Annotated in this window: 13 protein-coding genes and 2 tRNA genes; all 15 read right to left on the bottom strand. The window is 41.4% G+C overall.

Annotated elements, in window-relative coordinates; genetic code table 11:
• A complete protein-coding gene (locus JJN12_RS00280) occupies positions 1–2,190 on the bottom strand; it encodes a COG1361 S-layer family protein (RefSeq protein ID WP_208427814.1) in 2,190 nt (729 codons plus the stop codon).
• Positions 2,168–3,007, bottom strand: coding sequence for an ABC transporter ATP-binding protein (locus JJN12_RS00275; protein ID WP_208427813.1), 840 nt, complete (start codon positions 3,005–3,007; stop codon positions 2,168–2,170). The genes JJN12_RS00280 and JJN12_RS00275 overlap by 23 nt, the downstream gene beginning before the upstream one ends.
• Positions 3,008–3,225: 218 nt before the next feature.
• Positions 3,226–3,840: a cytidylate kinase-like family protein gene (locus JJN12_RS00270; RefSeq protein ID WP_208427812.1), complete on the bottom strand. Its 615-nt coding sequence runs from the start codon at positions 3,838–3,840 to the stop codon at positions 3,226–3,228.
• 73 nt (positions 3,841–3,913) lie between these two features.
• Positions 3,914–4,402: a pantetheine-phosphate adenylyltransferase gene (gene coaD, locus JJN12_RS00265; RefSeq protein WP_208427811.1), complete on the bottom strand. Its 489-nt coding sequence runs from the start codon at positions 4,400–4,402 to the stop codon at positions 3,914–3,916.
• Between the two features lie 210 nt (positions 4,403–4,612).
• A tRNA-Leu gene (locus JJN12_RS00260) sits at positions 4,613–4,695 on the bottom strand.
• Between the two features lie 28 nt (positions 4,696–4,723).
• A tRNA-Leu gene (locus tag JJN12_RS00255) sits at positions 4,724–4,808 on the bottom strand.
• Positions 4,809–4,905: 97 nt separating this feature from the next.
• A complete protein-coding gene (locus tag JJN12_RS00250; protein WP_208427810.1) occupies positions 4,906–5,688 on the bottom strand; it encodes a sulfite exporter TauE/SafE family protein in 783 nt (260 codons plus the stop codon).
• Positions 5,689–5,805: 117 nt separating this feature from the next.
• On the bottom strand, positions 5,806–6,480 hold the full coding sequence (locus tag JJN12_RS00245; RefSeq protein ID WP_208427809.1) for a response regulator transcription factor: 675 nt from the start codon (positions 6,478–6,480) through the stop codon (positions 5,806–5,808).
• A 54-nt stretch (positions 6,481–6,534) separates the two neighbouring features.
• Positions 6,535–8,028 (bottom strand): sensor histidine kinase, encoded by a 1,494-nt coding sequence (locus JJN12_RS00240; protein ID WP_208427808.1) that lies wholly within the window; start codon positions 8,026–8,028, stop codon positions 6,535–6,537.
• Between the two features lie 27 nt (positions 8,029–8,055).
• Complete coding sequence (nagA, locus tag JJN12_RS00235) at positions 8,056–9,210, bottom strand: N-acetylglucosamine-6-phosphate deacetylase (RefSeq protein ID WP_208427807.1); 1,155 nt, start codon at positions 9,208–9,210, stop codon at positions 8,056–8,058.
• Between the two features lie 8 nt (positions 9,211–9,218).
• Positions 9,219–10,037, bottom strand: coding sequence for a sugar phosphate isomerase family (locus JJN12_RS00230; RefSeq protein WP_208427806.1), 819 nt, complete (start codon positions 10,035–10,037; stop codon positions 9,219–9,221).
• Between the two features lie 75 nt (positions 10,038–10,112).
• Positions 10,113–11,204 (bottom strand): ABC transporter substrate-binding protein, encoded by a 1,092-nt coding sequence (locus tag JJN12_RS00225; RefSeq protein ID WP_208427805.1) that lies wholly within the window; start codon positions 11,202–11,204, stop codon positions 10,113–10,115.
• Positions 11,205–11,246: 42 nt separating this feature from the next.
• Positions 11,247–12,050, bottom strand: coding sequence for an ABC transporter ATP-binding protein (locus tag JJN12_RS00220; protein WP_208427804.1), 804 nt, complete (start codon positions 12,048–12,050; stop codon positions 11,247–11,249).
• Entirely contained in the window at positions 12,026–12,805 is a 780-nt protein-coding gene (locus JJN12_RS00215; RefSeq protein ID WP_208427803.1) for an ABC transporter permease, read from the bottom strand. The genes JJN12_RS00220 and JJN12_RS00215 overlap by 25 nt, the downstream gene beginning before the upstream one ends.
• Positions 12,806–12,892: 87 nt before the next feature.
• Complete coding sequence (locus JJN12_RS00210) at positions 12,893–13,465, bottom strand: uridine kinase family protein (RefSeq protein WP_208427802.1); 573 nt, start codon at positions 13,463–13,465, stop codon at positions 12,893–12,895.
• Positions 13,466–13,471: the final 6 nt, after the last annotated feature.

Raw genomic sequence — 13,471 nt, 5'->3', positions numbered from 1 at the left:
TTATAGCTCTTCATCTTCACGCATTGCTTCATCTATCTTTTTCTTCTTGTACTTCTTTATTGCAACATTTCTTGCTACCAATGCACCTACGATGAATATAACCACATTCCCGCATATGAAAGCCCAAAGAGGAATTATATCCTTTGGCCCTTCGTCAACCGGCAACTGATCAGTAGGAGTATCAGGAGTTTCGTCAGGGTTTGTGGCACTTACCATACTTTCAAAATCTGTATCATAGGAGTTTACATTGCCATTACTATCCTCGTAAGATATTGTAAGCACTCCTTTTCCCATTCCATCCACCTGAGGGGTTACATCCATAGACCATGATCTTCCCTCGCCGGCATTTACATTACCGATAATGAGGACCTCGTTAGTAGACTTAAAATCACCCTTAACCTTAGCTGTTACGTTGTAGAGTACAGACTTACCCATGTTGTTGAAATCAAATGAAAGTGAGGTTGCTTCGTTAAGCACAGGCGTATCTCCCGCACCAACTGAGATATTAGCAACCATCGGCCTGTCATCTGAGTATACCTGAAGCTTTAACTTCTCTTCTATCTTGTTCTGCTTCTTTACAAGTGCGTTTTTATTGGCAACATCCTTGGTTAAGTATTCATAATCAAAGGTAATTGTAAGGTCATATCCGTTTGTTGCTATATCTCCCTTTGCTTTAAGAGGTATGCTTAATGTCTCACTCTGTCCAGCCTTAAGGGAATTGATGAACATACTCGCGCTTCCCTCAACTATGGCAAAGCTGTTGTCCGCCGAGGATATGGTAACAACTATGTTGTCTGCTGATGCTGTAGGATGTGGATTCTTCACATCAAAGGTGAAAACAAATTCTTTTCCCGCCTTTATCTTACCCTTACCCGTACTATACTTGGATACGGTAAGTCTAGGCATACTGTTGTCTACTTCACCTGAATCTTCCTTCCCCTTAGTGTCGATGTAGATACTCATTGTATCGGTAATCTGGGTAGCAAGTGTCTTATCCTTAACTGAATAATATGAGTAGTTTACGGTAATAGGCTTCATTCCGTCAGTAATGGTCTCTATAGCGGTAAAGCTTCTTCTTATTCTAAATACTCCACCCGACTTAAGTGAAGCAAGTCTGTATTTATCATAGGCTGTAGCAGGCTTGAATCCTGCCTCTGAATATCCTGTTGTATCCACAACTATATTCTTGGCGTCCACCTTACCGATATTCTTAAACTCATAAACCACATCAAAATGGTCGCCCACCTTTACAGTATAATGAGGATAGTTAACACTTGTTACCTGAAGCACAGGCCTTACCTCAAGTTTCTCAGCCTCAGTCTTCTTAGGGATAGTCTGCATAGAAAGGGTAAAGGTCTGTGGGTCCGCCGCCGTGCCGTCTGAGTTATCGTATTTAACGGTTACGTCTATCTTGGTAACTCCTGCGGCCAGGTTCTCTATTGCATCAAAATCAAAATCAACGCTTCCATCCTCACCACCCTTAATGGTCCCTATATTAGCTGTAGGCTGGTCATTTGGTATAAGAGTGCTCTCATATCCTGAAAGACTTACAGTTACATTGTCAGCATTAAGTTCACCGTCATTGTGGAAGGTAAGCTTGATATTTACATCATCATTGTCCCTAACATTCCTTGGATAGTCTGAGTCAAAAAGGGAAAGCTTAGCATTCTTCTTCTGGCTGTCAACAACGAAGGTAAGCTTACTTGACTGCTCTAGAGCCACCTCCTGATAGTTGTCATAGCTATCTGTAGTAATAAAGGTAACAGGGATATCGTTATATCTACCCTTCTTTGCATTAAGCGGAATCTTTACCGCAAACTTAACATAGGCAGTATTACTTACAAATATGCTTTCAACCTTATTGCCCTTATCATCTGTTATTGTTACATCTGAAGCAAGGGAAAAGCCCGGAGTCTTGCTCAGGTCAACATTTACCACAGGCTTTCTTATATTGTAGTTTGAAGCCTTGACAGGTATTGTAACATTTACCACATCACCGGGCTTTACATTGTAAGGCCTAAGCACATCTGCGAGTACCGCCTTTGGCACTAAAGGCTTTAGGTTGTTAAAATCAATCTCTGATGCCTTTGCAACACTCATACCTCCGGGAAAACCTGTTGCCCCGGTAAATATCATGGCTGCCGCAAGAACAAGTGCTGCACCTTTTTTAATTATCTTTGTTGGCTTCATCTTTTATTTCCTCCGTCTTTTTACCCATTAGTTTAGCAAGCTTTTCTTCCCTTGCCTTCTTTTGCTCCTTTTGAAGCTCTTTAAACTTCTCAATCTCTATCCTGCTCTCTTCTTCAATCTGTTCAGCAGTTTTTATCACTTCAACATTTTGAATGTTTCCATCTAAAATGTGGATTATCTTATCGCCATAGCTCGCAAGCCTCGGATCATGAGTTACCATAACAATGGTCTGCCTGTTTCTTCTTGCCATTGCGTGTATAAGCTCCATAACCTCCATAGTAGTCTTGGTATCAAGGTTTCCTGTGGGCTCGTCCGCAAACACAATCTCGGGCTTTGCAACAAAGGCTCTTGCTATACCTACTCTCTGCTGCTGGCCACCACTCATTTCCTTTGGTTTGTGAGTAAGCCTGCTTCCAAGTCCTACCTGCTTTAGCATCTGCTCTGCAAGCCTCCTCCTGGTCTTTGCATCCACCCTCTTAAATACAAGAGGCAATTCCACATTTTCTACAGCATTCATAGAGCCAATGAGGTTATAAGCCTGAAATACAAACCCCAGATAATGCTGCCTGAAGTCGGCAAGATTCTTCTCGCTCATATGCCTTATATCATAGCCTTTTAAGAGGATTTCACCGGATGAAGCCTTTTCTATGCCCGCCATCAGGTTAAGCAGCGTGGATTTTCCTGAGCCTGAGGTACCAAGGAGACAACAAAATTCTCCTTTATTTATCTCAAAGCTGACTCCATTTACCGCCTTAATCCTCTCATTTCCCATGTGATATATTTTCTTCACATTTTTCAATTCGATGATTTTTCCCATAATTTTACCAGATTTTCTTATTCCTATACTTTTAATACGTGTATCAAACTCGCTTGATACCTATATTTAACTACTTTGCTACATATACCCGTAGTATAACACCCATTTTTTAAGCCATGAGTATCTTTTTTATTAAATTATCCTTACAATTGGTTCTAAAAAAGGGGCTTCTAATGCAACTAGAGAAACCCCTTTTTTAAATCACCTGTAACATTATGTTAGTCAAGGCTGTTGATAAACTGCTTGATAACCTCAACTGTCTTGTCCACACCTCTAAAATCATTCTGAATTGATAAATGATAATTGGTAACTACGCCCCACTTCTCGATGGCGTGGTAGTTGTAGTAGTTTGCCCTGCGCTTATCCATCCTGGTTATTGTCTCTTCTGCCTTATCCGGCTCGACTCCATCTCTTTCGATTGCTCTCTTGATTCTAAACGGCATAGAAGACCAGATGAAAATATTAACTGTATCTTTTCTCTCTCTAAGCACATAGTCGGCACAGCGTCCCACTATGATACAAGGCCCTTCATCAGCCACCTTTCTTATAATATCAGACTGTGCTATGTATATCCTGTCATCAAGGGAGAGGTGGGTGTACCCAAGATCAGGGCTTCCGTAGGCATTCATTCCCATTGCTATGGAATAGAGGAGACTGTTGGTAGCCTTCATCTCTACATTATCAAAGGCAGCCTCTGCAAATCCGCTTTCCTTCGCTGCTTTGGCTATAAGAGCCCTGTCATAAAACGGAACACCGTACTCCTTAGCCAACTTCTCCGCAACCTCGCGTCCTCCGCTTGCATACTGTCTGCTTATAGTTACTACTTTGTTCATAACCTTCCTCCTTTTCCCGCGTTAGTTAACCTGCCTTTATTATTACCTTCAGTATACTTCTTTTAAGCATCTTTTACAATAAGCTTGTACCAAACTTTTCCTTAAGTTTATCCTCAACCACCTTAGGTACCCAGTTAGATACATCTTTCCCAAAGGAAGCGATTTCTTTTACTATAGTAGAGCTTAAAAATGCGTATTCAAGCGAGGTTATAAGAAACAGCGTCTCGATTTCTTCGCAAATCTGCCTGTTTGTCTGTGCTATCTGCATTTCATTCTCATAGTCGGTAACCGCCCTTAACCCCCTTACTATTATCCTTGCATTGTTTGCCTTTGCAAAGTCTACAGTAGTACCCTCAAATGTCTTTACCGTGACATTCGGTATATCCGCTACCGCCTTCCTTAGCATCTCAAATCTTTCTTCCATAGTGAAAAAAGGAGACTTCTTTTTGTTTACAAGCACACCTATAATGACTTCATCTACTATTGCCGCCGCCCTGGTGATTACATCTATATGCCCGTTTGTTACCGGGTCAAAACTGCCGGGATAAACTGCCTTTACCATATTGTCCTCCTATATTAATAAAAAAGTGTGTGCTCGCACACACTTCGCGCGCGAGCGGTGCCGTAAGGCAAATTCCCCTTCCGCGAGCTGTGCATCCCTCGGAGAGATTTTTATGTGACAGGTAATTTCGGAGAAATTTCCTGTCACATAAAAAAACTGTTACAATAAAGATAACCTAAGTTAAGCCTTATTGCAACAGTTTTTGATTAGTGCGGATGATGAGATTTGAACTCACACAAGATTGCTCTCACTAGAACCTGAATCTAGCGCGTCTACCGTTCCGCCACATCCGCAGATAAATCGGTATGGGCAAAAAAATAGTGCGGAAGATGGGACTTGAACCCACACGACTGCAATAGCCACAAGATCCTTAGTCTTGCTTGTCTACCAATTTCAACACTTCCGCATTTCTTTATTCAATTTTCTCAATCGAACGAAAGCAAGTATAACATGTTTTTAAGTATATTGCAAGAGGTTTTTAAAATTTTATTTTCCCTCCTCTCTCACACAAGTCCAAAAATATTGTAAATATTTATAGCTATCATCACAGCCATAAGTCCTATAAAGAGCTTGTCTACGGTCTTATCAGCAATCTTCTTATTCACTATTCTTCCTACAACCCCACCAAGGATGCCTCCAGCCACCATAACAACGAGTACCTTTACAGGAAATTCCGGTACGGTGTTAGTAATGATAGATGTAGCGAGACTTGCTATCTGGGAGATGAAAATGATGTAAAGCGAGGTAATTACAGCCTCTTTCGTGGTCATTGAAAAGAGATAAAATAAAACCACCAGATTGATAGGCCCACCGCCAATGCCAAGGAAGGATGACATGATGCCAAGGAGTAAGCCCACAAGTATGAGGATAGGAAGACCTCTTAGCTTCTTTGTAGTTATTCTATCCTTAAATACAGTGTAAACCAGAGTAAATACAGTTACTATAAGGAGGCAGGCAGCCTGTACCACTCCCACCTTGTTGGGGTTGTCGCTAAGGCTTTTTATAAATGAAAACAGCCATTTCCCGGCTATCCCTCCTATAGCACCTCCTATACCCACAGGTAAGACCGTAGCTATGTCTACCTCTTTCTTACCGCTAAGCTTAGATTTAATCACAGAGTAAGTTGACATAGACAAAACCGTACAGCCTGATAAAAAACTTATCTGACTTACATCCAGGAATTGAAGCGCATCAAGGAGAGGTTTAATAATAACCCCTCCGCCTATACCACAGATTGCCCCAACTATTGATGCCAAAAAACAAACTACAAAAAATAATATTTCCATCACTATTTTGCCCCAATTATTCTACACTTGTATTATAAAACCGATGTCACTTAAAAAGCTGACAAATCCTCAGAAAATAAGCCACAATCAGCCTTTATACTTCAAACACCTATGCCATTAAAACAGATGACCTATCTTAAGCTCCTCGATAAGGCTTACCACTTCCTTGCTTCTGGCACAGCCAAACTTCCTAAGCAGGCTTTTAATCTGTGTCTTTACTGTACTGTTTTCAACCTTTCTTATATCAGCAATCTCAGAGACCTTACACCCCTGAAGCAATAGCTTAACAAGCTCCCTCTCTGCTCCTGTAAGGTTTGATATACAATGGATAAAAAAGAGCAGGCTTCTCTCGCTTTTTTGAAGCCTCTCATATTCCTGCATAACAGTATCCCTGACCCTGCTTTGCATAATAGGATTCCCCTCGTAGGCACTTCTTATATGAGTTAAAAGAACCTCATCATCAAGTCCCTTTACCACATAGTCAACTGCCCCCGCACCCATAGCAGTTAGTATCATTTCCTTGGTTTCGTGCGCTGTAAGGAAGATAATCATCGAGTCAGGATTGTCATCCCTAATGGCTTCGGCCGCAAGTATCCCTGCATTGGTCTGCTCCATTTCAATATCCATAAGTATGATGTCATGGTCTGTTTTCTCAGCAAGTTCAATGATTTCACTTCCACTTTCGGCAGTTCCCACCACTTCCATATCTTCCTGTTTATTTATAAGCTCCGTCAAGTCTTCTCTCAAATACACGAAATCATCCGCAATTAAAACTCTTATTTTTCTTTCCAATTCTTATTCCACCTGTCAATCTATCATAGGCACCAAGCGCTTTTGACACCCACATCATTTATACCTTGGCAGCATTATATAGAAGCTGCTTCCTCTTCCCTCCACACTTTCTATATTTATTTGTCCAAGGTGGCTTTTCACTATTTCCCTTACATAATACAGTCCCATACCCCAGTTATGATTGGAATTCTTACTTGAGAAAAAGGGGTCAAAGACCTTCTTCTTTAGCTTCTTGTTCATCCCCTTACCATAGTCTTTTATCTCAATCACACTGTAGAGCCTCTCATTGTAGCACCTAATCTCAATGTCTCTCTCTTTAGCTGTGCCTGCCTCAAGCATCGATTCATAGCCATTTGCAATTATATTGCAGACAGCCTCTGATAAATGTGACTTGTCAGCCAGTATCTGCATTTCTTCGTTAAACGACTTAACCACCTTTGCGTCCGGATATTTTTCATGAAACCTGTCAACAGCAGATTCCACTATTTCTTCCATGGAAACCGGCACCATATATATTTCATTAGCCTTTACATGCCTGTATAGCTCTTCCACCCTGTTTAACATGTTTGTATTAGCATTTTCAAGGGCAGATATATACTCCTTTAATTTTACCATGTCAGGGGGCTCATTTTCAAACAAATTCGATATTCTTTTGTATATTACCTTGTTTGACAGAATCTGGTTCTTCATACTGTGCACAAACATAGATGCGCCGATTCTTGCGGTGTCAAACTTCCTCCTTATGATGGCATCATCTTTACTCTCAGTGTAGTTGTCGCTGGTGAAGCTAAACAGGCTGTAAAAGCCCATCACACAGCACACCACACTTACCGTAATCAGCGTAATATAGCTAATAAGCGTAGGATTGCCCTGAAGATATCCTATTCCCTTGTTCCAGGCAAAGGGAGAGCTGTAAAACTTATATACCTGCCCGGGATCCTGCCTGCAATAGAGCAGATAAATTCCTGTAAGAGCAAGGAGACTTATAATAATTTTTCTAAACTGTACCTTGCATAGCTTCATCGTTATAGAGGCATACTCTACCAGAAGTAAAACCGTAGCTATGATAAGATAGCCCACTATCCATATCATGCTTCCCTCAGCCATATATATCTGCCAGGATTCCCTTGTATCGACCAGCTTGTGGTAGATACTTGGATAGTATAATACAGTGGTGAGTACCGGCAGAATCAGGGTAATTGTCTTCAGCCTGTTATTCCGCCTTATTGCCTCAATCATGGAGTAGCTTAGGGCAAGGTTTAACAAAAAATAAGGAAAGAAAAGACGCCCCAATGTAATCAAAAATCCAAGCTGCCCGAGGCTGATGTATAAGTATCGAAACTTATCCCTTAAGGCATCTGTAAAATAAAAAAACTGCATTACATTGTAGGATATACCGCCCTTTTTGGCTATGTATATCATAACTCCGGCTATTTCCATCATAAGGCAGATGCAAAGTCCCAAAAGCAATAGCATCTCCCTGTTCTTTTTTAGAAATACCATGATTACGGTTGATATAACCAAAAAAATAGTCAGTATAATAAGCATCTTTCTCTCCTAATCCAAATCCTGTTCTTACTTTCTCTCCTGCTTCTTTCCCATAACAAAGACCTCTGATATCTTAGCATCTTCATCAAGTAAAACCAGGTCAGCATCCTTGCCGTCAGCTATAGAGCCTTTTCTGTCATATATTCCTACAAGCTTTGCAGGATTCTTAGTAAGTATAGGTAAAATCTCTTCAAGAGGCCTTCCTGTAAATTTAAGCAGGTTAAGCAGGGCGACGTTCTGTGTAAGAGTACTTCCTGCCCTTACTCCGTTTTCTGCAAGCTTTGCATCTCCGTCTTCAACAACCACATCATTTACACCAAGCTTGTACTTTCCATCAGGCAGGCCTGCCGCCATAATTGAGTCCGTAACTGCAACCACCTTGTCTAGCCCCTTAACCTTGATAAGAAGCCTTACTACTCCAGGATGAAGATGCCTTCCGTCACAAATGGCCTCACAGTACACATCTGTCTCTAGGACAGCGCCCATGATGCTTGGAAAATGCTGGTGTAAAAGCTTCATTGCATTAAAGGTATGGGTGCAGGCAGTGGCTCCATTTTCAATTGCCTTCATCGTGGTTTCATAGTCTGCGCCTGAATGTCCCAAGGAAACAGCTATGCCAAGCTTAGTTATCTCTTTTACTCCGCCCGCTATTCCGTCAACCTCAGGGGCAACCGTCAGATAGCGGACATTTCCTCCCGACTTTTCCTGATATTCCCTAAGTAAATCTATGTCAAACCTTCTAAGGAGGTACTCGGGCATTGCTCCCTTATACTCTTTTGCAAGAAAAGGTCCCTCAAGGTGTATGCCTACAAGGTCCGCACCCTTTCTCTCTGATTTTTTGTATTCATTAAACTGCTCTATGCACCACTCGGTCTGTTCTTTGGTGTCTGTAAGTATAGAGCAAAGCCAGGAAGTAGTACCGTTTGATGCAAAGAACTCTCCTATTTTTTCAAGTTCATCTGCTGTAGCAGAGTTCACATCAACTCCCACTCCTCCGTGAGTATGGATGTCTATGAAGCCGGGTACAAGCCTTTTACCCTCGGCATCCACCAAAGTGGCATCACTTGGGAGTGGATAGTCCTCCTCATGTATCTTTATTTTAGAACCTTCTATTTCTATAGTTTTCCTTGTAAATGCCTTGTCAATATATACTTCTGCTCCTTTAATAAATGTATTTCCCATATCTTCTCCTATTTTATCTCTGCGACCAACCTCGGAAACTTGATATTTATATCCTTGTGTGACTGCAATAGGCTAACCGGGAACTCTGTCGTCATCTCCCCATAGGCAGCCCTTCTTACCACAGCCCTGTGCCAGTCTCTAAAGCAGCCAAGTCTTATTTTCTTCGCCTCCGATATTTCCTTAAAGCCTATGGTTATACAGTACCTTGGCATATCTTCAATGGCACCGTTTAGCGCGCCTACTGCGTTGATTGCCCTGGTTTCAGGCTTTATCTCAAGCACCCTTGTTTGAAGATTTCTAAATTCATCGACACTTAGTCCTTCCTCAGGCTCGTTAAATGCCACATGACCATTTATCCCAATTCCTCCAAAGCAGATATCCACACCGCCCAGCTCATTTATAAGCTCAGGTATGCGGCCTAGCCTCTTAGGATCAGGAAACACTCTTTGACTTTCAGGCATTACTAAGTCCTTATCTATTTTATCATATACTTCGCTGTACATAAATCCCCTAAAGCTTAAAGGATCATCTTTACTTATCCATTCCTTTTCATCTGTAAGGTACTCATCCATATTTATAAACCATACGTTTTTGAGGCTTATCCTTCCCTTGTTTACAGCCTCTACAAAATACTTATACTGCCCAACAGGGCCTACAGGGCATATAAATACTGTATTTTCTCCCATTTCATTGTTTTTTTCTATCTCAGCCACCATTTCCTCAGCCATTGACTGAAATACCTTCTCACCGTCTTCCATAGAAATAAGCTCTATCTTAGGATTCTTAAGAAGCTCTTCCTTTGAATAATTATAATATCCGTGTCTCATAATTCCTCCTTTAAACCTGATAAAGCTGTCAGAAGCAAGTATCAACCCGCTTCCGACAGCCATATAGTATACAGTTTACTTGCCTGCTTCAATCATTACATCAAACAATACATAGTCCTTAACCGCAGGATCTCCTTCTACAGCACCTGCTGCAATGAAGTCCTTCTTCTGAAGTTCATAGTACTTCTCTACAGTTCCGTCTGCTGCACCTGCTGAAACTTCCTTACCGGTAAGCCAGTCAGCATCGCCTCTCTGTGCATATACTGTATCCTTGTCGCTTGCAATACGCTTTGCTATAAGCTCTGCCGTCTCTTCCTGGTGGTCTTTTGCCGCATAGTCCATAGCCTTAAACAAAGCTTTTGTAAATCTAACAAGCACGTCCTTCTTCTCTTTAGCAAAATTAGGCATTACAATCCAGCTTGCAAGAGAAACTGTGGTATCCTTAAATGTAAGGTTGTCTGTAAGCTTGGTTGCATCCTTCATTTCATCAAGTATCTTAAGTGTATTTGGCGACCAGGTTGCACAAGCGTCTACACCACCTGAAAGCATAGCTGTTACTATTGCTGAAGCATCCATGTCTACTGCTTCTACGTCACTAAGCTTCATTCCTTCTTTAGCAAGTGTCTTAAGTAAGATATCCTCACTTGAAGTACCTGAGGAATAAGCAACCTTCTTTCCCTTAAGGTCTGCTATCTTCTTGATATCCTTTCCTCCGATAACAGCGTCACCATTTGAGATGTGTGAAAGTGCAAATATTGAAGCTTTTCCATTGATACAGAGCTTATGAGCACCCTGTCCGATGTATCCGATATCGATACTTCCAGACTCCATAGCCGCTATGATTGTAGGTCCGTCCTGGAACTCAGTAAGGTTAACTGTAATTCCCTCTTCCTCAAGATATCCCTGTGCTATAGCATTTTCAATTGCCCAAAGGCTTCCGTAGTTAGGCATATATGCCACATTCAGGGTAACTGCCTCCGGCTTTGTACTGGCAGGGGTTTCACTCTTGGCCTCTGACTTGGTTGAGGCTGTGCTTGCAGCCTGTGAGGTGCTTGCTGTGCTTGCCTTTGTGTCTGATGTGGTCTTTGTGGTATTGCCTCCACAACCTACTAAAGCACTCGCAAGAAGTGTAGCACAAAGTGCCAGTCCCATTATTCTTTTCTTCATATCTTTCTCCTCCTTTTATTGTAAATATCCTGCACGCAGGTATTACTTCTTTACTTCCAGATATTCCTTGTATACCTGGCTCCAAATATGGTTCTTAAGCTCCAAAAATCTAGGTGACATCTTGGTTTCCTGATCTCTAGGATAAGGAATGTCTATCTCTACTATCTCCTTGATTCTTCCAGGTCTTGCACTCATTATGATAACCCTTTGAGCAAGGATGATAGCTTCATCCACGTCATGTGTGATGAAAAAGCAGGTCTTTCTCTCCTTCTCCCAGGTCTCCAAAAGCTCCTGCTGAAGCTGGGTTCTGGTCTGTGCATCAAGGGCTCCGAAAGGCTCATCCATAAGCAAAATTGAAGGATTTACCGCATAGGCTCTGGCAATTGCAACCCTCTGCTTCATACCACCCGAAAGCTCCTTAGGATAATGGTCAGCAAACTCTTCAAGCTGAACCATTTTGATGTATTTCATGGCTCTTTCTTCGGCTTCTTTTCCCTTGATTCCCTCAAGTTCAAGTCCGAACATTACATTCTTTTTTACCGTAAGCCAAGGAAATAGGGCATACTGCTGAAATACCACTCCTCTTTCAGTGCCTGTTCCCTTGACAAGCTTGCCATCGCAGTATACCTCTCCTGATGTTGGCTCCGAGAGTCCTGCAATTATATTCAGTAAGGTAGATTTACCACAGCCTGATGGTCCTACAACACAGATGAATTCATTTTCCCTTATATCCAGGTCCACCCCGTTTAGGGCTATCATTTCACCGTTTCTTGTGTTAAATACCTTTCTTAACTTGTTTATCTGAAGCTTTACATTACCGCTTACACTTCTCTCTTCTCCTGCCATGATGTAAACCTCCTCTCTAAGAACTTAACCAGCTTTTCTACCAGCATACCGATGATACCGATAATAATGATGTACATAAGCATAGGCGCCGACTCAAAGCTGTTATTTAGCGAACGGATTCTCATACCCAGTCCTGCAACCGCTCCTGTTGATTCTGCCGCAATCAGCGTGGTTAGAGCTGTCGAGCTTCCAAGCCTTATGGCTGTTATTATAAAAGGCAGAGTCGCAGGAGCAATAACTCTAAAGAATATATCCTTATCAGTTGCACCAAGTACCCTGGCAGCCTTTATAAGGGTTTCATCCACATTTACAACACCCTGATATATAGTAACCGTCATTATAAGAAAGGTCGCAATAGTAATTACTATAATCTGTGGCCTCCTGCCCACACCTGCTGAAATAACTACAAGTGGAACATAAGCAAGAGGTGGAATATTTCTGATAAACTGTATCCAAGGCTCGATAATATTTCTTACCGGGGCATACCAAGCCATAAGTATAGCAGTAGGTAAGGATAATACAAAGCCCAGTAAAAATCCTACACTCACCGATATCAAACTGCTGCTAATGTCTGTAAAGAAAACCCCCCTGTTAATCATCGTTTTCACAGATTCTACTGTTAAGACTACATTTGGAAAACTTCTTGCAGTCTGTGGGTTTATGGATAAGAGGTACCATACCACCATGGCTGCCAAAAAAGAAAACAATAGCCATAACTGCTTAGGGATTGTTTGGAGTTTACTTTTTTTCTTCATGTAACCATCTCCCTTCATCAAGTTAAGGCTATTGTACCACTGTGCCTGTCTGATTATAAGTATGATTTTTTATCATCCTTTTTCTTTCTACATTTTTATCTGTAAACATTTCTCCTTTATCTTCATTTTTCTGAAATATTCATTCTCCTTGGGTATCCATTCATTTATAAATCTTTGAAGCATTACCTCCCCATTTCTCTTTCTAATCCTTTCAATCTGTAGCTCATAATCAGCCTCTACGAAGATTTGAAGCTTGTAGGGAGAGTTAAAATAGGGATGACAGGAATAAGAGCCTTCTATGATGTTAAGCCTCTTAAATTCGAGTGTTTTTCTGTATTCTAAAACGAAATCAGGGTGAATGCAGGCATATACCCCTACTGCTTCACCCTTTTTAAGAGGCTCAATCACCTCTTTTTTAAATCTTTCATAGTCTACGTTACCGCCTGTTTCCCTTAACCTCTCCCTTGTCCTTTGGTAGCTCTGCAGATAATAATCATCCATATGAAACACATTGCCGCCAAGGTCGCTTTGTAGCCTTGCCGCAAGCGTTGTCTTGCCTGCGGCACAGTTTCCGTCAATTGCAATTAAAACAGGGCTTTCATCTTCATCCTGCATATATTTTTCTACAAGTTTTTTTATTTCCTCATAAGAATATTTCATTTCATA

It is taken from the genome of Catonella massiliensis, assembly GCF_016651435.1.
GTDB classification, from domain to species: domain Bacteria; phylum Bacillota; class Clostridia; order Lachnospirales; family Lachnospiraceae; genus Catonella; species Catonella massiliensis.
Note: the sequence above shows the minus strand (reverse complement) of the source record. Positions and strands in the feature narration are given on the sequence as shown.